This window comes from Pantoea sp. Morm, assembly GCF_016643525.1.
GTDB classification, from domain to species: domain Bacteria; phylum Pseudomonadota; class Gammaproteobacteria; order Enterobacterales; family Enterobacteriaceae; genus Pantoea; species Pantoea dispersa.
Window position 1 is genome coordinate 56,501 of sequence record NZ_VOQX01000015.1, and the last position, 20,350, is coordinate 76,850.

15 protein-coding genes and 2 pseudogenes are annotated in these 20,350 nt (G+C 48.2%); 8 read left to right on the top strand and 9 right to left on the bottom strand.

Annotated features, from left to right (window positions below):
• Nucleotides 1-129: 129 nt before the first annotated feature.
• Genes FT726_RS07835 through FT726_RS07845 form a run of 3 tightly spaced genes read right to left on the bottom strand, consistent with a single transcriptional unit; the run spans nucleotide 130 to nucleotide 3,423 of the window.
• Nucleotides 130-1,125: a glycosyltransferase family A protein gene (locus tag FT726_RS07835; RefSeq protein WP_346302644.1), complete on the bottom strand. Its 996-nt coding sequence runs from the start codon at nucleotides 1,123-1,125 to the stop codon at nucleotides 130-132.
• Nucleotides 1,122-2,429, bottom strand: a complete 1,308-nt coding sequence (locus FT726_RS07840) for an oligosaccharide flippase family protein (protein WP_058775186.1) — start codon at nucleotides 2,427-2,429, stop codon at nucleotides 1,122-1,124. Before FT726_RS07840 ends, FT726_RS07835 begins: the two co-directional genes overlap by 4 nt.
• 16 nt (nucleotides 2,430-2,445) lie before the next feature.
• A complete protein-coding gene (locus FT726_RS07845; protein ID WP_264441599.1) occupies nucleotides 2,446-3,423 on the bottom strand; it encodes a glycosyltransferase family 2 protein in 978 nt (325 codons plus the stop codon).
• A 1,203-nt stretch (nucleotides 3,424-4,626) separates the two neighbouring features.
• Here FT726_RS07845 and FT726_RS07850 point away from each other — a divergent pair.
• Nucleotides 4,627-6,522, top strand: a complete 1,896-nt coding sequence (locus tag FT726_RS07850) for a flagellin (protein ID WP_346302645.1) — start codon at nucleotides 4,627-4,629, stop codon at nucleotides 6,520-6,522.
• Between the two features lie 9 nt (nucleotides 6,523-6,531).
• Here FT726_RS07850 and FT726_RS07855 read toward each other — a convergent pair whose 3' ends face one another.
• Nucleotides 6,532-7,449, bottom strand: a complete 918-nt coding sequence (locus tag FT726_RS07855; protein ID WP_288421385.1) for a LysR family transcriptional regulator — start codon at nucleotides 7,447-7,449, stop codon at nucleotides 6,532-6,534.
• Nucleotides 7,450-7,553: 104 nt separating this feature from the next.
• Here FT726_RS07855 and FT726_RS07860 point away from each other — a divergent pair, with 104 nt between their 5' ends.
• The gene (locus tag FT726_RS07860) at nucleotides 7,554-8,972 is read left to right on the top strand and encodes an aldehyde dehydrogenase family protein (RefSeq protein WP_166719891.1); all 1,419 of its coding nucleotides are present in this window, start codon (nucleotides 7,554-7,556) and stop codon (nucleotides 8,970-8,972) included.
• 183 nt (nucleotides 8,973-9,155) lie between these two features.
• On the opposite strand, the gene FT726_RS07865 is transcribed toward FT726_RS07860, so the two are convergent.
• Nucleotides 9,156-9,878, bottom strand: coding sequence for a hypothetical protein (locus FT726_RS07865; RefSeq protein ID WP_150361744.1), 723 nt, complete (start codon nucleotides 9,876-9,878; stop codon nucleotides 9,156-9,158).
• Between the two features lie 583 nt (nucleotides 9,879-10,461).
• On the opposite strand from FT726_RS07865, the gene FT726_RS07870 reads away from it, so the two are divergent.
• The 6 genes from FT726_RS07870 to FT726_RS07895 all read left to right on the top strand — a co-directional run bounded on the left by FT726_RS07870 (nucleotide 10,462) and on the right by FT726_RS07895 (nucleotide 16,865).
• Nucleotides 10,462-11,862 (top strand): integrase family protein, encoded by a 1,401-nt coding sequence (locus tag FT726_RS07870; RefSeq protein WP_346302646.1) that lies wholly within the window; start codon nucleotides 10,462-10,464, stop codon nucleotides 11,860-11,862.
• A gap of 105 nt (nucleotides 11,863-11,967) precedes the next feature.
• Nucleotides 11,968-12,420: a hypothetical protein gene (locus tag FT726_RS07875; protein ID WP_346302647.1), complete on the top strand. Its 453-nt coding sequence runs from the start codon at nucleotides 11,968-11,970 to the stop codon at nucleotides 12,418-12,420.
• A gap of 393 nt (nucleotides 12,421-12,813) precedes the next feature.
• On the top strand, nucleotides 12,814-13,608 hold the full coding sequence (locus tag FT726_RS07880) for a DUF3987 domain-containing protein (RefSeq protein ID WP_346302648.1): 795 nt from the start codon (nucleotides 12,814-12,816) through the stop codon (nucleotides 13,606-13,608).
• Nucleotides 13,565-14,323 carry a DUF3987 domain-containing protein gene (locus tag FT726_RS07885; protein ID WP_346302649.1) on the top strand — a complete coding sequence of 253 codons (759 nt, stop codon included), beginning with the start codon at nucleotides 13,565-13,567 and terminating at the stop codon, nucleotides 14,321-14,323. The genes FT726_RS07880 and FT726_RS07885 overlap by 44 nt, the downstream gene beginning before the upstream one ends.
• A gap of 262 nt (nucleotides 14,324-14,585) precedes the next feature.
• Nucleotides 14,586-15,281, top strand: coding sequence for an inovirus Gp2 family protein (locus FT726_RS07890; protein WP_407075054.1), 696 nt, complete (start codon nucleotides 14,586-14,588; stop codon nucleotides 15,279-15,281).
• Nucleotides 15,282-15,590: 309 nt separating this feature from the next.
• Entirely contained in the window at nucleotides 15,591-16,865 is a 1,275-nt protein-coding gene (locus tag FT726_RS07895) for a hypothetical protein (RefSeq protein WP_346302650.1), read from the top strand.
• Between the two features lie 205 nt (nucleotides 16,866-17,070).
• Here FT726_RS07895 and FT726_RS07900 read toward each other — a convergent pair.
• From FT726_RS07900 to FT726_RS07915, 4 genes and pseudogenes are all read right to left on the bottom strand, one after another.
• Nucleotides 17,071-17,365 (bottom strand): annotated as a pseudogene (locus FT726_RS07900) (IS481 family transposase); the annotation flags it as partial.
• Nucleotides 17,366-17,622: 257 nt separating this feature from the next.
• A complete protein-coding gene (locus FT726_RS07905) occupies nucleotides 17,623-19,050 on the bottom strand; it encodes a response regulator (RefSeq protein ID WP_346302651.1) in 1,428 nt (475 codons plus the stop codon).
• On the bottom strand, nucleotides 19,031-19,954 hold the full coding sequence (locus tag FT726_RS07910) for an ATP-binding protein (RefSeq protein WP_346302653.1): 924 nt from the start codon (nucleotides 19,952-19,954) through the stop codon (nucleotides 19,031-19,033). Before FT726_RS07910 ends, FT726_RS07905 begins: the two co-directional genes overlap by 20 nt.
• Nucleotides 19,954-20,350, bottom strand: a pseudogene (locus FT726_RS07915) (hypothetical protein); the annotation flags it as partial. The gene FT726_RS07910 and the pseudogene FT726_RS07915, both read right to left, overlap by 1 nt.

The window sequence follows — 20,350 nt, forward strand, 5'->3', positions numbered from 1 at the left end:
TGGACGTGAGCGGGAGAATGAAGTGCGGGGGTGTTGCCTGCAGCAAGGAGCTAAGGAGGAAACTCCCCCGGCAGCTAGCCTCGGGCAATGCAGCACATCGCCAGAGGATAACGCCGGGAGAATTGAAAATCAGAACGCCCGCATTCTGTAGAGGGCATAAAGGAAATAGTACGCTGTGAGAGTATTCAAATTCATAATCATGTACTTCAGTTTTTCATTTTTATTCAGCAGCGTAAAAATACCTTTAGAATATTTTCCGCGCTTGATTTGATTAATTTCCTGCGCAATATCGGCAGGTGAAAACGAGGCGTGATACATGGCGGTGACAATCTGCATATCCAGTGCCAGCACGCGTTTCGAGATTGCTTTTAAAAAATGGTCGAGATTACCCGACGCGTACTTTTCCACAATCGAATCGTACAAATCGGTGAGCGACTGTTTACGCACTTTCAGTTCGCTGTACTGCACTTTACGTTTCGACAGCGATCCCGCCACATCCTCATAATGATAAGCCGCGCCTGGGGTAATGAGAAAATTACTGACGCAGCTGAAAAACTTCAGGTTAAACAGCAGGTCCTCACTCATCGAGACGCCTTCCATGAAGCGCAGATGAAGATCGTCAATAATCTGGCGGCGATAACATTTGTTGTGCAGATAACCGATGTTATCGCTCATTTCCAGTTCACCCAGCACGTAAGGAATGTCCTGCTGGCTGAAGAATCCCGCCTGCGAAATCTTACCGATGCGATTGTCGTTGAGATTTCCCACCATTAAATCCACCGACTCGGCCGGCCAGGCATTGAGATTGAGTTTGAAACTCATCAGGAAGTTATCGTCAACCCAGTCATCCGCATCGAGAAACAGGACATATTCCCCGCTGGCCTGCTGCAGCCCGCTATTGCGTGCCGCACTGACGCCTGCGTTAATTTGATTAAGCACCGTAACCTGCGGATAGTGAGCAAACTCCTGCAAAATCCGGGCACTGTTATCGCGACTGCCATCGTTGACAACAATTATTTCATAGCTACTGAAGGTTTGATTTAATACGCTTTGCAGCGTACGCCGGATAGTGTTTTGCGCGTTATAAACGGGAATGATAATACTAAATAGCGTTTTTTCATTCATGATAAACTCTCTTTACTGTCTGAGGTTTTGATAGTGCTAAAGAGCTGCCATAGTTTCCTGGGGTTGAAAAAGATCAGATGAATACGCATGACCGGCTGTGCCGGGAAAAAGTAATTCAGCAGGGAGAACGATAAAAACTCGGTTAATACCACGCTCATGGCGGCACCGGTTAAACCGAAATGTGGCACCAGCAGCAGCGACGACAGCACGCAAATCACTAATACCGCGAAGGTTTTTTTCACCAGATAGCGATAGCCGTTATATTTAATGATGAAACGATCCATGACGCTGCTCAGCACCGCGCACATCGCACCGAGGCTGAGTAATAACGTCGGCGCGACCGCATCAAGATATTGCTCACCGTAGAAGTCACGAATAAACCAGCCCGACAGCAGCCAGATCGCCACAATTACCGCAGCGGAAACGCCAATCACCAGCAGATGCAGTTTCTGCGCTTTGACGATCGCCTGCTGGTCATTCCGCTCGGCAAAAAATGCCGGATAAAACGACGCCAGCAGCGCGCTGGGTAAAAATACCCAGGCGGTTGACAACGTCAGCGCCACGGAAAATATGCCCGCCTCTTTCACGCCGAGAAAATAAGAGACGCTGATTTGATTCACGCGGGTATACAGCGCAACGGCAATCGCAGAGAAGATCAGCGACATGCCGGAAACCAGCATGTAGCGCGAATACTTTTTCACGTGGCGCAGCGCCGGAAGCGGTGCACGCCGCTCATACAGCAGAAACAGCGTTAACTTGATGGTGAAAGGAATAAAGGTGGCGAGCACAATCGGAATCGCCAGCCAGGCCGGTTCGAGCTGGTAATAGGAGATCAGAAAGCGCACCGTCAGGCTGATCGCCAGGCCGATGACGTTGGCAATCACATTGAGGCGCGCGTTGAGCCTCGCTTCGTTGTAAATATTGACCAGGTCAATGGATGAGAACAGGCAGGCAATGGCTGCCGCGCAGATAAAGACCAGCGCGTCGGCGCTCCACTCCTCTTCCATAATCGCCATGCCGACAATCGACAGCACGCAATACAGCACCAGTACCAGCAGGAAGGTCGCCATCATCAGGCGCAGGCCGGAGTGATGATTCTGCGCGATGCGTTTCAGCAAAATCACATCGCTGCCCATCAGTGCGATGGTCTGAATAAACTGAAATACCAGCATGGCGATGGAGATAATGCCGAAGGTGGTAGGCCCGACGTATTTCGCCACGTAGGAGGTGACAAAGATCAGGCCGAATACCGCAATCAGCTTTTCGGCAATCATCCACATGGAGTTTTTTAATTTGTCTTTCACAACGCCTCCGGTGCGATTATTTCTCTGCCAGCCGGCGCAGCCGTGAAACCAGGCGCGGGCTAATGAAAAACAGCGCAAAGTACAGGCTCCACGGATTCAATAGCGGTCCGGCGGTGCACCAGCTGCGGAAACTGCGGCGATAGAGCGTGATGTATTCATCAATGAAGGCGCGGCTCAGGCTGTCGCTGTGCAGCCCTTTGTGGATGTAAGACGCCGTGACTTTTAAATAGAGGTGGTAATAGCAGCGATAATGCTGGCTCGATAAAAACGCCTTCATGCCGCTGAACGAGCGGGCAAAAGAGAAATGTTTTTCCCGCAGCGCCGAACGCGTGGCGGAGTGCGTGGATTTGACGTAGTGATAAACCACCCGCTGCGTCATCACTACCTGGCGATCCTGCTGCAGATGCAGGTAGTTCATGACAAACAGCAGGTCTTCGAAATTGGCGATCTCTTCGTTGAACCGCAGCCGGTGCTGACGAATGACATCGCCGCGAAACACCTTGTCGCAGATACCGTGGCGCGGATGGTAATAGAGCAGTTCGTTAATCGCCGCCGATACCGACAGCACGTACGCCTGTTCACGGTTGGCGGGAAAATCCAGCGGTGCGCCGTCCGGGTTGAAATGTTGTGACTCGCCCACCACCATCGCCGTTTCATCACTCATCAGCCGCACATACGTCGAGAAGGCCTGGGGCGGCAGGAAGTCATCGGCGTCTAAAAAACACAGCAGCCGGCCGCGCGAGGCGCGAATGCCCCGGTTGCGCGCCGCCGAGACGCCCGCGTTGGCCTGGCTGATAAGGTGGAACTGCGGATAACCGGCGTAGCGCTGCAGGATCGCCAGCGAGTCATCGCTGGAGCCGTCATTAATAAAAATGGCCTCAAAGCGAACCTCATCCTGCTGCAGCAGGCTGTCGATGCATCTTTCCAGATAAGCTGCGGCGTTATACACCGGCACAATGACGCTAATCAGCACGTCGTTAACGGGAGTTTGCATATGACCTCAAAACATAATTTATTGGGGGTTGAACCCGCCGTGACAAAATAAAAATTGATACTGAACCGTTAATGCTTAACGTTTAACGGCCTATGCTTTCATCCGGCTTAACATTAATACACCGCTGTTTTCAGAGTTTCCTCAGCAAAATATGACCGCCGGAATAAGACTATTTTTCGCTGGCGCCAGATAAGAATTTCGCTATATATTCAGGTCAGGTTTATCTGGCGATTTAAAGGGTAAAAACCGCAGGCTACCGCCCCTGGCTTACAGCGACCAGCGTGCTGGAATTCTCTTTGGTGCATTTTCAGGCGTAAAGAAGGGGCGCTGCACTCCGCAGAGTTCAGTTATTTATCAGCCAGTTAGCCCCAACATCTCCTGCACAGCAACGTATTTATTGCGTTGCTGCCGGGTAAAACATTTATCAGATAGAGGTTTATTCGTTATCCTGATCGGCGCTACCTCTCCAGCTATTTTTTGCCGCATCAGGAGAACGGGAACTGCCGACCGCGGTTGAAAAGGTGCATCTTTCGACGGGCCTTCGCAACGAGCGTCACGACATTAACGATATTTGCTGTATGCCCTGCACTTTTATTACGCCGCGATGTGTGTTGCGCGGCGCGGGGTGCAAGTGGCGTTAATTCAGTCCGGCTATCGCAGCCGGACTGCAAATGGCACAAGGCCAAAAATTGCGATCTGATTCAAAACTTTTACCGCATTCTTACCAGGCGCAGTTATAAGGTCAATGCCTTCCAGACCAAAACGGAATTTACTCACCCGCCCCGCCGCCTTATTTCACGCTGACTGATAAGCATGGATAAAGCGCAACCGCAGCGATTGATAAGGGCGGCGCGCGCTGCTGACCAGGAATAAGAGCAGGGAAACCGGCGGATAAGTCCAGTAGCATCCTAAGCGGTTGTTATCGCAATGGGTTACGCCCTCGCCGTCCCGCTTAAGCAGTAATAATCTTTATTCATTCTGCTGACCTGCTATTTTTAGTAGTCGTCAAGCGCTGCCTCTATAAATTAGCGTCGTGCGAAAAAATACAGATCCTTACCGCACCACAAACTCAACTTAGCGCGATTTCATGCTGCTTATTTTAACAATCAGCGCTTCGCTGACGTGACTTAGGCCAAATATTTTTTTAAAGAAAGCCGGTAAATGCCGATAACGCTATCAGTGTATTTATCAGTGAGCCCGGAAATGATCAGCCTGCAAACCAATCTGTCTGCCCTCAACGCCAGCAAGCAATCTGCCAGAAGTGGCGCGGCGCTGGGCGATGCGATCCGCCATTTATCGTCGGGTATGCGCATCACCAGCGCGCGTGACGATGCGGCAGGTCAGGCGATTGGTAACCGTTTTAGCAGCCAGCAGAACGGCCTGGCGGTGGCGCAGCGTAATACCGGTGACGGCCTGTCACTGGTCGAAACCGCGGAAAGCGCGCTGGATGAGATCAATAACCGCCTGCAGCGGATTCGCCAGCTGGCGGTTCAGGGATTAAATAGCACCAATTCGCAGAGCGACTCGGACGCCATCCAGGCAGAGATTAATCTCAATCTGAAAGAGATTGACCGGCTCAACACCACCAGCAGCTTTAACGGCATCAGGCTGCTGGATGGCAGCGCCGGTAAGCTGGGATTCCAGGTGGGCGCTAATGACAACGAGAAAATCAGTCTCGACCTGTCGGCGCCCGGCTTCAGCGTGGAGGCGCTGGGACTTAAGGATTTGGTGATCAGCGGCATCAGCGGCAAAGTGACCAATGTCACCACCCTCACCGGCCTCGCCACCAATATGGCGTTCAGCAACCCGGCGATCACCGTGAACTATCTGCCCGCCAGCGGCTCACCGCAGCTGGTGCGCAGCAGTGGTGATAACCGCCAGTACGTGCAGAGCAGCGACGCCGACGGCAAGCCGGTCTATTATCTGGTCGCCGTCAGTGCGCGCTGGGACACCGCCACGGCTGCCGGTAACGTCTCGATTAGCCGCAGCAATCCGGCGCCGCTGTACAGTAACGTCAGCAGCATTGCGTCGCGCACCATCCCGGCGGTTAATTTTCAGGACAGCAGTGGCAGCGCGCTGAGCACCACGCCCGCAGCCAGGTTAACGCAGGATAATGGCCAGTATTATATTGAGCAGAACAACAGCTGGTATCCGGCCACGCTCAGCTTTGGCAGCAGCGGCGCAGTAACGGCACGCATGACCGGCGGTGCCGCCAAAACCGACAGCGATTTCGCGACCCTGCCAACCACGGTGACCGACACGCCGGCGATCGACACCAGCACCGCCAGCCTCAGCTTTAGCGATGCCAGCGGCAATGCGGTGAGCAATGGCCGTCTGCTGCGCAGCGGCGGGCAGTATGTAATGGAAGTGGATAACGGCGGCGGTAGCTACCAGTATTACAACGCCGCCGTCAGCGCGACCTCGGATGGCACCAGTAATGCCCTGAGCATCGTCGCGACCAGCGCCAGCAGCATTAACAGCTTCAGTGCGGTAAACAGCGTGACCGGCACCTCTTACATCACGCTCGATCCGGCCAATGTGGATGTGCGCTATACCGATGTCGATGGCAACAGCAGTAATGATGTGCTGAAACTCGACGCCGAAGGCAATTACTACATGGATGTGCCGAACGGCAATCTGGATAAAACCGCCACTTTCGTCCGCAGTGACAGCAGCGGCAACCTGATGCTGAAAACCCTGCAGGGCGTGGGTGACGTGCAGATTTACTTCCAGGCGGCTTTGTCGTCAGTTACCGATGCCTCTACCAACTTTACGACGCTGCGCGTGGCTGAGACCGGTTCAGAGATCCGCCTGAAGCATCCGGACGATCCGCTCGCCACGCTGGATCGCGCTATCGGCCAAATCGACAGTCAGCGCACCCGTCTGGGCGCCGTTGCTAACCGGCTGCTCTCGGCGCAAACGCTGCAGGGTAACGCCACCGCCGCCATTGCGGCATCGCGTTCCCGTATTGAGGATGCGGATTACGCCACAGAAGTCTCCAGCCTGTCGCGTCAGCAAATTCTGCAGCAGGCCAGCAGCGCCCTGCTGGCGCAGGCTAATCAGCTGCCGCAGCAGGTGCTGAAGTTACTGAACGCCTGATAAAGGGTGTCATCCGGCTTCAGGTGAGGCAGAAGCATTACGCTGCTCACGCACAAATTCGCTGAGCGCCCGCAGTGCCGGCGGCACCAGCCGGTGTCCAGGATAGTAGAGGCAGAGCGCACCGAGGGGCACCTGCCAGCCAGGCAACAGGTGCATCAGTCGGCCCGCCTGCACATCTGCCGCGACCTGCTGTTCCGTCATGCAGGCAATGCCCAGACCCGCCAGCGCCGCCTGGTGGATGGCGCTCATGTCGCTGGCCGCCATACGCGGCTCGCCCTGCAGCCGATAACGCTGCTGCTGCTGGCTCAGCTCCCAGCGGTAAACGCTGCCGTCCGCCATGCGCATACACAGGGTTTGATGCTGATCGAGCGCCTCTGGCGTTTGCGGTGTGCCCGCGTGTGCGAGGTAGGCTGGCGCGGCCACCACAATCATGCGCATTTCCGGCGTCAGCCTCACGGCAATCATATCGCCCGGCACATCCTCTGCCAGCCGAATGCCGGCATCGAAGCCGTCGGCCACGATATCCACCCGCTCTTTCTGGCTGTAAATATCGACGCGAATGCGTGGATAGCGCTGCAGGAACGGCAGCAATATCGATGCGTACCATAGCGCGCTGCTCTCGGGCGGCACGTTGAGACGCAGCATGCCGGCCGGATCGCCCGGATCGCTGCCGGCTTCCTCAGCCGCGCTGCGGATCATCGCCAGCGCTGGCACAATTTTCTCGCTGAAACGCCGTCCGGCATCGGTCAGCGCGACGCTGCGCGTGGTGCGGTTGAAGAGCCGCACGCCCAGCCGTTTCTCCAGCGCGGCAACTGCATTGGTCACCGCCGAAGGCGACATCTCCAGCTCGCTGGCCGCCGCTTTAAAGGTGCCGCGCCGCGCGACCGCCAGCACAATTTCCAGTTCAGTCAGACCTGTCCGGTTCATCAATTATTCCGTTTCGCGCAATACCCTTTGCAGGCGGAGGCGGATTATCGCCGCCGGTGGTGCGTGCTATTTTGCCGCCACGCAACATGCAAAGGAGCATAGCCATGCACATGATTGAACACATCTATATCAACGGCCAGTTTGTCACTCCTGACGGCGATGAATGGCTGGATATTATCAAACCTGCCGACGGCAGCGTAATCGGTAAAGCGCGTCTGGCCAATGCGCAGGATGCTGAACGCGCAATTGCGGCAGCCGCGGCGGCGTTTCCCGCCTTCGCCGCGACCACGGTGGCGCAGCGCATCACCCTGCTGGAACAGATGTACCATGCGGTTAACGGAGCCGAAAGTGAGCTGCACGCGGCGATCCTTGAGGAATACGGTGCGCCCACCGCACGCTCCGAGTGGATGAGCCGCTATCCGGCTGACGTAATTCTGCAGGTAATTGAAGAGCTGAAACGCTATCCGTTTGTACAACAGGCAGGTCGCGCGCAGGTGCAAATGCTGCCGCTCGGCGTTGCCGGCCTGATCACGCCATGGAACAGCAACGCGGGCTTTATCTGCCACAAACTGGCGACCGCGATTGCCGCAGGCTGTACCGCCGTGATCAAACCCAGCGAGTTCAGCCTGTTGCAGACCCAGGTGATCACCAGGGCGCTGCACACCGCCGGTTTGCCTGCGGGGGTGTTTAATATCGTCACCGGACGCGGTGCCAGCGTCGGTGAAGCCCTGAGCCGCAGTCCGCAGGTGGCAAAAATCTCCTTCACCGGCTCGACCGCCACCGGCAAAGCGATTTTGCGCAGCGCTGCCGACACCTTCAAACGCGTCACGCTGGAGCTGGGCGGTAAATCACCGACGCTGATTTTGCCGGATGCCGATGCCGCGCAGGCGGCCGGGCTGGCGGTTCAGGCTGGCTTTATCAACAGCGGCCAGGCCTGTATTGCCGGCACGCGCATTCTGGTGCCGGAGCAGCGCAAGGCCGAGTTCGAACAGGCGCTGACGGCGGCAGTCGCTGCGGAGGTCTCCGGCGATCCGGCTGACGCGCGCACCACCATTGGGCCGATGGTCAACGAGAAACAGTGGCAGCGCGTGCAGCACTATATTGCGCTTGGCGAACAACAGGGCGCGCGCCTGCTGACCGGCGGCAGCGGCCGCCCGGACGGGCTGCACCACGGCTGGTATATCCGCCCGACGCTGTTCAGCGATGTCACCAATGAAATGCCGCTGGCGCGCGAAGAGATTTTTGGCCCGGTGCTGAGCATCCTGACCTACCGCGATGAAGCCGAAGCCATCGCCATGGCCAACGACAGCGATTACGGCCTGTCGGCACTGGTGATCGGTGCGGATGAACAGCATGCGCGCAACGTGGGAGAACAGCTGATCGCCGGCCGCGTGATGATCAACACGCTGGCTCACGAACCGCGCGCGCCGTTCGGCGGTTTCCGCCACTCTGGCATAGGCCGGGAGATGGGTCAGGCGGGTATCAGCGCGTTTCTGGAACCAAGGGCGCTGATTGCTGGTTAAGGATGAGGTGAGCGCTGCAGTGAATAGCACTGCGGCGCAGGGAGTAATGCCAGAGCCCTGTTCCTCTCTCTATATTGGCACTGTCCCGATCTTCTCAAGTGAGTATTTTTCTATGGCAGACGCCAGGGCGATCCAAAATTTTATTACCATGAAATACGAAGGTAGTAATCGTCCTGCGCCATCTCAGGCTGATCGCATTTCAGCCTGCACCAGTTCATGCATTTGAGAAATCGCGGCTTTAATATACTCCTCCTGAGGTTTAAATCTCGACATGTGTCGAACGCAAACAACAGGAACAGATTTATCGTTGAATCGCCCGACGAAACCAAACGTTGTGAAATAACCCTTTGGATGGGAATACATCAATGTATCTTTATCGCCAAAATGCTTCAGTAACAGGCTTGCAGCAGAGAGTGATGACAGCCCGTTGCTGTGAGCAATAATCAACTCCGGATGACACATTGCCAGTGTTACTTCCTCAAAAAAAGACATTGAGTTTTTTATCAGCTCTTCCATTGTCTGATTATGTTTGATGGCTTCCTGTTTTAAGGATGCTGCGTTTTCGGAACACATCATCAAAGCATTGGTGTAAACCACATCCTGCCAGTTATAACCCAGACTGGCTGGAATTTGCTGTAAGCGTCTGGCCAAATGGGTAATTCCCCACGATCCCTGCGTTCCTTTTTCCACGTTTGAAACATCGGGTTCTTCATAATCTTTAATTATCGAGTTTGCATTTGATATGTGAGCATCCACCGCCGAGCCATTGAATCCCAGCATGATAAGACGCTTTCTGGCTGGAGGAGCCGCTAAAAGCTCAAATGCATTATCAAAAGGTCTGCCGGGAAGATTGCTGAGATCAAACCTGGCTAATCCATCTAAAATAAATTTCTTTGTTATTTCCATATCATCCTCAATTTCACGGTTATGTCAAAGCTGTCTTCTGTTCTATCGGGGCGGTCTTTTCTTTAGCCGAATGGCGTTGAGTTTAACCGCCTTATTAGAGTCATTAAAATGGCTTAAAGAAAGATCATTCTGGACGGTAAGCATTATCCTGATGGATTTGTAATTAAATCGCTAAAACAGATTATTAATTGTGGCCATTTTGTTTACAGCGTAACAACACTTACAGGAATGACTTTCCGCAATCTCAGGCCTGAATAAAGGCGCGGTCACTTTACCATACTGTATAGATAGCGGGTACGCACATCCAACGCCCATCGCCTTTCTGCGCACGCAAAAAAATCGACAAGCTTATGGATGCTTCGGTCTCAAATCTGTCACACAGGCTGAATCGGGACAGTAACAATATTAGATAAGGGATTGATTTAACTGGTGCCGGAAACAGGAGTCGAACCTGCGACCTTCGCATTACGAATGCGACGTTATTATATTTTTACCCCTTTAAAAACCTATTCTTAAAACAAGTAATTCATTATAAAACATTAAGTTATAAAAATCACCTGTTGATAAAAATTAACAGGTGTTGATGTTTATTCCCCCATTTTACTTACACCAGCCGTTACATTATGGTGATGTAACCTTTCTCATATGGAGCCCTAAAATGGCACTTCCAAGACAAAAACTCACCTTCGAGCGCATTCGAAAATTTGCTTTAACCGAAGGGAAAAACCAAGCATTTCTTTGGGATGCGGATGTAACAACTCTGGCATGCCGGGCAACTCGCGGAACAAAAGCTTTTGTGTTCCAAAGCGTATATGCGGGAAAAACCCTTCGCATGACCATTGGCAACATTAACGATTGGAGGATTGATGATGCCAGAACTGAAGCCAGGCGCCTGCAGACATTAATCGATACTGGGATAGATCCGCGTATAGCTAAAGCAGAAAAAATTGCTGAAGCGGAATCACAGCAGGCTGAATCTCGTAAAACGAAGGTAACCTTCTCAAGCGCTTGGGAAGATTATCTTCAAGAATTGAGAACCGGAATCAGCGCAAAAACTAAACGTCCTTACTCTGCACGCTATATTGCCGATCACGTGAACTTGTCCAGCCGTGGAGGCGAAAGTAAAAAAAGAGGCCGGGGCCCAACCTCGGCTGGACCATTGGCTAGCTTGCTCGACCTACCGTTATCGGAATTAACATCAGAAAACATTGCCGCATGGCTAAGTACAGAAAGACAAAATCGGCCTACCGTCACTGCTCATGCCTACCGTCTGTTGCGTGCATTTATCAAATGGGTTAATTACCAGAAAAAATATCAGGGAATAATCCATGGCGATCTTGCACAAGATCATAACGTGAGAAAAATGGTTCCAGTATCAGCGAGTAAAGCGGGAGATTGCTTACAAAAAGAACAGTTAAAAAATTGGTTTCAGGCAATACGTCAACTCAATAACACTGTTGCATCAGCTTACCTTCAGGTGCTTTTACTCACCGGAGCGCGACGCGAAGAAATTGCGTCACTTCGCTGGTCTGACGTAGATTTCAAATGGTCAAGCATGCGAATTAAAGACAAGATCGAGGGCGAGCGAATCATTCCCCTCACTCCTTATGTTTCTGACCTGTTAAGTACAATGGCGCAAGCCCCAAACTCTGAAGTAAATAAGGAGGGTTGGGTTTTCAGGAGTAAGAGCAAAAGCGGTAAAATTATAGAACCGCGTTCAGCACACAATCGAGCCTTAGCTAAGGCTGAATTACCACACATCAGCCTGCATGGATTACGTCGTAGTTTTGGTACACTTGCCGAATGGGTCGAAGTGCCAACTGGCATAGTTGCGCAGATTATGGGTCATAAGCCTAGTGCTCTTGCCGAAAAACATTACCGACGGCGTCCATTGGATTTGTTGCGTAAATGGCATGAAAAAATTGAGACGTGGATCTTAGAACAAGCCAAAATCAGTAAAAATGAGAACGTTGATTTGCGTTGATGCCCTTAATTATCAATAACTTACATTATTTCAAATTGGTTGACAGGCATATAAACTTCGATGACAATCGACTCATAACCTCAACCACAAAGGAGATGTATCAGAATGTTTGATCTAAAGACTAGCACCAGCGGCATAGGCGATGACCAAGAGATTTTGGCGAACATGTTGGGATTACATAATGCGAATTTTGAAATCCAACACCATACACCATCAGCTAATGCGCAACTAATCGATCAATGGTTTAAAAATCATTACAAGAAAGTCGCTCTTCATGCAATGAATCAGGCTATTCATCGGAAACACGTAAAAGTTAAGTCGCTCAGCGTTGCATTTCAGAATGTAATTTCTCGCTGTACGCCACATTCAGGCTCGACAGCAAGGTCACGTCGAAGCACCACCAGATCGGCTAAAAATTCTTTGTCTTCTGGTTCTAGCGATGGAAGTGATCCCGAACCTGCTAGTGCTTATAGTTCTCTCTTCCCTTCTTGTTTTTTTCAGCTAACTTTCAACTTTAATTCATTTGCCAATAACTCTTTTACAGAGGTGGCAGCATGAATCAATCTACGATATTGCAATCATCAGATCTAGATAATTTTTCCTTAGTATCTACGACTGAACTAGCCAATTTGCTAAAGCGTAAACCTCAAACGATTAGAATGTGGTTATGTAATGATCGACTCCCTTTCGGTTTGGTCAGGCCACTCAGTATAAACAATAGAAACTATTGGCTTTTAGATGATGTTAGAAATTACTTACAATCATTACAAGGTGGTTGATATTAAACATTCATAAAGAATTTAACTTTCATTGAAATATTACGATGAAAACGGCCCTAGGCCCATCAAATTTTGGTTTTCATTGGTAGGATGGAGATTCATTTCTTTAGATGAGTGGATCTCCTCCAAAACTATTTAATTTTTTTGTAATACTAGAGGGGATTTAACATGTATGTCTAAAGGAAAAAAATCAAGGCAAAATGCAGATCTCTGCTTGGAGTTTCAGACGCTACCCACTTTTGCACAACGGTTGATCAGTTATATACATTATAAAACAGGCGCTGCGGCTGAGCTTATTTTAATAGTATCGCTTGGAGCCATGGCATATGCCTGCCAGGATAAATTTGATGTTCAGCTTAAAAATGGGAGAACCTTTACATCGCTTTATCTCATGCTTTTAGCAAGGTCTGGTAGCAGGAAATCAACAGTATTCAAAATGTTGATGGAAACAATCTATCGACTCGAGAAAGGGCTGAAAGATGACTTTCTGGTTGAGAAAATGCTTTATGAATGGAAACGAGTAGCCTGGAAAGCTGAATTAAAAAAGCTTAACAAGAAATTCAACAAAGCTGATGCCGCTGAAGAGTTCGAAGCTCTCAAAGCACTGGAGGAATGCCAAGGAAGAGAGCCAGTAGAGCCCGTGAGGCAGCGTCTTATTATTCATGATTCAACAATTGAGGGACTTATAAAGGCATTAGCATTGGGTTCTCCTTCATTGATGCTCGGTTCTGATGAAGCTGGAGGGCTATTTGACGGTAACCTATTCCGCAACACACCAGCACTCAACTCTATTTGGGGGGAAGGGAGAATTGCAGACAGTAGGGCTTCACGTGACAGTTATGATGTTGATGACGCGCGGCTAAGCATGCTGCTAATGATGCAACCTAGTTTATTTGATTACTATCTTGGAAAACAGGGGAAAATTGCAAAAGACTCAGGGGTTTTTAGCCCGTTTATTATTGATTGATCTGGAGCAAGTTCCTGAACTATGCGACATTCCTGATGCGTGTTCATGGTCTGATGAACCAGGACTTGATGGTTTTTTCTCTATTCTCGTTAAGCATTTGCAAGACGGGATAGAGCGTAGAGAAAAAAATGAAGAACGTATCTGTATTACTTTATTTGAAGAGGCGAAAGCGTTATGGGATACACAAAGTAAACGAATCAGGAAACTCATGCAAAAAGGAAAGGAGTTGCATCACTATGATGATTTCGGTTCCAGAATTATGGAACAAGCTACGAGAATCGCAGCAGTAATGCAAATGTTTATTACACCCGACTTGCCAATAATTACTAAGGAGACATTAGAATCAGCTACTAAAATAACACAATGGATTATTAATCATCTTATCACTAAGGTTGATACGACCCGAGAGCCTACAACTACAGAAAAATTGGTATGGTTCATGGAGGATCATCTTGTTAGTAATGGTTCTTACGATTTCAGGAGGAATGATCTCATTAAAAAAGGCCCATATTCAGCCAGGCGTTCTGAAAGTCTGATGCCTGCTTTAGAAAAACTTGAATCTGAAGGAATAGTACAATTATTTGAGCGAGGTGGGATTAATTATGTCAAGTTCATTGGTTCTAAAATGGAACCAGCCGAATTAGCTGAAAGAACTAATATCCCGTTAATAAACTCAGGTTCAGTTGCGATGAATAAACTACGTTTACCTGAATAACTTCAGAGTAACTGAAGTCTTTCTTATTAATGTTTTTTTGTTCTTAAGACCAGTAACGCTGCGGCTTCAGTTTAAATTATTAGGGAGGGCAATTAATGGGTTTGAACTGGTATATGTAATATACCTTTATCAATAACCCACTCCTATATCAGTAATCATCAAGAGCAATAACTCCTATACAGGAGTTATATCCAATATCACATGGGTAGCGTGAGGGCTACCCATTATCCAAAGATTATTATTTACAAACTTAAGGATTATTATGGAATCACTATATGAACTTAGCAGTGAAGAAATTGATGACTTGGCAGCGATAGCATCAAGTAGGTATAAATCACCTATTGACTTTAATATACTGATTGCATTACTAAACATGGTCTATAACACGCTGGAGGAGTATAACCGGATACTGGCTATTCGGACTGACACGAGGTTTGCTCAGTCCCATGTACTGGGAGAACCTGATCTACCACTGTGCTTTCAGCGTATAGATGCGCAGGCAATAACTCGCTTCTCCGAGTCACTGAAAAGCCAGTTACGAGCGGATCATAACCGGTCCAGTAGACCGGGTAATCCTGCGTTACCATCTTATGGGTGGTGTAGGGAATGTGATACAAGCGAACATCCCCATTATCACCTAATGTTGTTGTTCAACGGAGATGTCTATAGGTATCTTGGCAATTACAAAGACCGCAATGGTGATAACATGGCTACCCGGATACAGAAAGCCTGGTGCAGTGCTGTAGGGCTTGCTTACGTAGATTACGCAACATTAGCTGAATTCCCTCCCAATGCTGTTTATAGGTTTAGCCGATTCGACGCCTTGGATCGTAGCCCAGTCTACTGGGATTTCCTGATTCGACTGGCGTATCTGGCGAAAACTAGAACAAAGAATGTTCACAGCAGTTACCGCAACTTTGGCACAAGCCAGTGTCCCCGCTTAAGCGGATTAGCCTGATAATGACACTCTGGGTGAGGTAATTACCTCACCCAGTCAATTAACATAATTGATTCATTTCTCAGTGAAATTTCTATAGTCTGTCTCGGTACCTTGCTACAACCTGCTACATGTAGCAGCTGTAGCAGGTTCCTGGAAGCGATAAAATCGACTATAGGGCAGGATCGTCTACCGGGGTGGGGTCAGTCCAATACCTCTGTTCAGGTGATCAAATTCAGTGTGCCACTACAATCGGAAATAAGAGTGTCTGACGTGTTATCCTAGACGGACGTGAGCAGCGCGTGTAAATCATTATTGAAAAGGTTAAGCGTGAACAGTAACCAACCTCCTTGGCTTAAAGCAATGCAGAATGGCGCTATCGGTGAAGCCCGAGCTAAAGCATTTTTACTCAATCGATTCTGGGTATTAGAGCGTTCTGTGGATATAGATGGCGCAGACTTCATTATTCAAAGACGGCTTAGTGGAAAAAATATTCTTGATTCCCAGGCCCCAAAACTGGGCGTCATTCAGGTTAAATTTTATGGTACAGAAGCAACAACGCATTATATTCATAAAGAATATGTCGTAAATGAAAAACACGAACCCAGAATTGACTTTTTTCTTCTTTGCCACAGTGGAGAAGAAAACGACGAAAGCACTTTCTTAATCACATCAGAAGAAATAGTTAAAAACTTTCCATTAAGCAACATTCAAGGCAGTGACAAATACAGAATATCGTTTCCTAAAATATTAACCGGGGGGTTCATTGTCAAAAATAAAACCCGGGCATTGGACAGAATAGAGCACGCCTTGTCTCTCGCGGATTTCAAATCCAACCGTATTTTTCTTTCCTGGGCCTTACCCTCAGTGAGAGCGGATTTAGAAGGTATTGAGCCTGTCTATAAAGAAGATATAAGCAACTGGTATGGTGATCTTCCAACATCATTTTTTAATTATAAAAAAACGGTGCAAAAAGCTATGGCAGACGTTGAGGAGGTCTATGAACTTTTATCTCAACTCGCCGTGGAACATGAACCTATGAATGCAGTGCACATCGTTGACGAGATAGCGTTCAAATGCCATACGGGTTATGGGTGGAACATTCCATTACCCGATGAGCTGGATAATGAAGACTTTTTTGATGCATGCAGGCAACATAAAGAAATTGTTAGCAATCTTAAATCAATAGGGCTACTTGATGCATATATTGATTTCAAAAAAGAAATCAAAAAAGCATTCTTCAGCAACATAAAAAAACAATTTCCCATTCATAAAAATCAGGTATGTGCAGTATCAATTGATTATGATTTTGATGATCTTTCACTTAAAAAATTAAACGTCACCATTTTGGATGCAACGGATTATTTTAAGTGCCCTGCCAAACCTAATCAGTATGGGATGGTTGATATTGGAACCTTTGACTACGCAAAAGTGGTAAATATAAGCACACATCATATTGAGCTGTATTTTATGCCTGGTCGATACGGTGGATTTAAGTCAAAAAACGATGAGGATCTTTTTGAGGAATATCTAATGACTGATTTTTCAGTATTTAAAGAGTGCATGGAGAAAATTTATGCGCTTAAGTTTGTCCAAGACAACTAATCCATCTTATCGCAGATGATACCGTAGCGTTCCTGCGAGATGTATGATTAATGCAACCGGTTTATTCGCCTAAACGGAAAGGGGATAGGCCGTACTTGACGAAACACCTGAACGGGGAGCGATTCTCGGCGTTCCTCCCCCACCTGTTGTACAATCCGGAGACATGGTAGACAGGTGTTCGGAGACATGGTGAACACTTTTTAATACCCTTACCCGTGGTGATCGACTTTTTCTTCAGGTCGATCCCCCCCTTTTGTGGTGTATCACCATACGTCATAACAACCCGCTTCCTGTGTTTCTCTCAGCCCGACCGGTTCTCCTCTGAACGCTTTGTCCGCACTCAGCTTCCCGTTGCTTTCCACCTTTCTGACCAGCATGCCCGCATCATATTCCGGCAGGATGATGCTGCCGTTGTACTATCGTGAAGAGGGCTGATAGCTTGATGCCGGTACCGCCATATCCAACCCTTCATGCGGTCGCTCCAGGTCGTACGCCAAGCGATCTGAGGACATTGCTTACAGCGTTATGTATGAATCAACAGGGAGTAAGTCACCGCACGCATGAGATTGTTAGCTATTAACGCGAACCAATGATCTAAAGCGACTTTGTAGAGAAGGTGTTATGGCGCATGCTCAAAGGAAATAAATCTAAGGGGCGCATCGCCCCTAATAAGTTTTCAAAGTCACGGATAGTTAAAGGCAATGGATGCCTGAAAATGAAAACAGCCATATGTTTGTCAATGATTTTTATATCCAGCCTAGCTCCTAATTTGAATAGCGTCAACAATTCGCTTTATAAGCACAATAGTCTCATCAGCGCTTACTGTGTCGTATTTTAACTGCCTCACTGCGAATGCGTAGCCGGCAGCTAACACAGATTTATCGTCACCACTTATGTCGTAAGCCCAGTCTCGACAGTACTTAATCACTTCTCTAAAAGGATTATCTTGGCAATACCGATCAATGTTCGGCCAATTGTTTATGGAGGAGCGTATCTCATTAGAAATTTCTGACGCTACACAGTCAGGGTGGAAAATAAGGCTCATCTCTAAGGTTATTGGATCGAGGCCCGTATAATTAAAACCTACATCACCAAAATCAATTAAGACCGGAGTTCCAGCCTGATCAACAAGGACATTACCACCATGTAGATCTCCGTGAATGCACGATTCTGAAATATTTACAAAAATGTCCTCAATATCCTTTATCTCTTCGATGCCATACTGAGTAGCTAGTTTATTAAAATTAGCATCATTTAACTTAGCCTTTCTAACCTCACCGATTTTAACTCTTGAAACTTTTCGCGCGGTGGACCAACGCTCCATGCTATTGCGAACCTTTTTAATCACATCAACGGCCTTACATGGATCAACCCGGACAACATCAAATAAGGTTTCTTTATAACCCTCGGCGAGAGTATAGAATATCGCGTTATACTCCCTAAGCCCCTTGTCCATACTAAGTAATAAAGGTGTAAATGTATTCATAGGCATAAGTCTAACATGCCGCGCATATGATTCATTTTCTTTGTGGATCTTTGATGACAATCCCAACTTGGCTACAAATACACCTATTATATTAAAACGATCATTGCGCACTTCGATTCTGCCGACCAACGAGCCAGATAGTCCACTCAATGGGTAGTAGACCCCATCAAATCCCCCCATGCTTCGCACAAAGCTTTGCAGTGCTCGCTCTTGTCCTCTTCCAAACTCTATCTCTTTACCTCGGGTATTTATAACTATAGCGTTTAAGGATATTATCTCGTTATAAATATCTGACAACTCCTTCATCATCTCTAGGGTTTCATCTTTTCTAAAATATAGAACGGTAGAGAATTCTCTTGCTGCCCCCCAAAGTTTAATCCTTTCTCCGTGTCTTAAAAGGTTCGTAGCGAAGCTATCTAGTTCGGAACCAGTCAGAATATAAATAGGGGTGCCTGGCATTAACCGCTGCACATAGTAAAAAAGCTGTTGCCCATTCTGTACGTCTTTCTCAAGCCCGGACGGTACACTTGGCATACAAAGATCGAGAATAATAAGATCGTAATAATTTTTATCTAAAAGAGCTTCTGCTGAACTAGAGTTATCGACAATATCCCAAGCTATCTCAGGAAATTTGTCTTTTACAGCAGAAACAAGTGTGTCTGCGTAAGATGAGTTATCTTCAACGAATAATATTTGCATAATCCCTATACCATCTTAATTCGAAACGTGCTCCACCTTCGGCTTTGTTTGAGACGTAAACGTCTCCTTCCATAGAGCGCATTGACAGCTGTGCAGTAGCTAGCCCATAACCGAAATGTCCATCCTTATTTGATACTCCAAGCTTCAACGCTTCCTCAGGATTTCCCGCAAATCCTGGTCCGCAATCAAGAATGACAAGCCAGTTTTCAGCTCCGGCAGGCCCCCAGTTTATTAAAATTTCTGCTGGGTTGAGTCTTGAAAATTCACTAACTGCTTCGACCGCATTCCGGATTCCATTATCTATAGCTAATCCTAACGAATCCCGATCCGCTTTGACCATATAAGGCTTGATACCGGCAACCCGTAACACTATGTTTTCATGACTAATATTCAGAACTGCAATACATTCCGTAATAAGCTCTGAGAGATCGAACTCACTAAACGACGGAGTAGCTGCCGCTTTTTTTAACTTTCCGACAGCGTCTAGTAGACCACTCAGACGTTCTACACAATGTTTGGTTCGTGAGGTTTCATAAGCGTCGAACTCCATTGCAGCAACTAGACGGAGAGACCCTATTAGCGGAGCAAACTCATGCAGAATTGTTCTGGAAACTTCGTCTACCGCCTGCGCCCGGAGATCTTTAAGGAGCCGATCCGAATTGGTATCCATGACATATTCTTCTGTGGCCGCTTCGCTAATCTCTTGTTTTGGTGGCCCAACCTGTAATTTTTCAAGAGCGCGTTCAAGCGCTCTCTTCACCCATCTAACATTTTCTTTTGAAAGTGCTAGCATCAACCTAGTCGCATCAGTTGCCTCCGCAGCCTTGGTGAAAAAGCGTGCAGCCTCGAGTCGTTCATCTACTGAAGTGCTCATAAGTGAGGTAATTGCTTGCTCACGATCCATCACAGCGAATTATCTTCGTAAAACTTTGCTCTAGTGGCAAACGCAATTGAACCACCCTCCATTACATTTGTAATAGCGTTTACGGCCTCAGGATGATTAAGAGGTTTATTTACCTGTACAAACCCATTTCTTCCATCAGAAGTCAACTCAATTACCAAGTCCGCCTCTCCCAAAACAGGGATATTAGCATTATGAGTAGACAAAATTATTTGCCCGAGTCCTTTACGGCCATTTAACGTTTTTATTATTGTATTAGCCACAAACGCATTATCTAAGTGGTCTTCAGGTTGATCAATTATCAGTATTCTTTCAGAGTGCTGTAAAACTATAGATAGTATTACTGTGCAGCGCTGGCCAGCAGAGAGTGTTGAAACTTCTTTATAGTCGACGCCATCA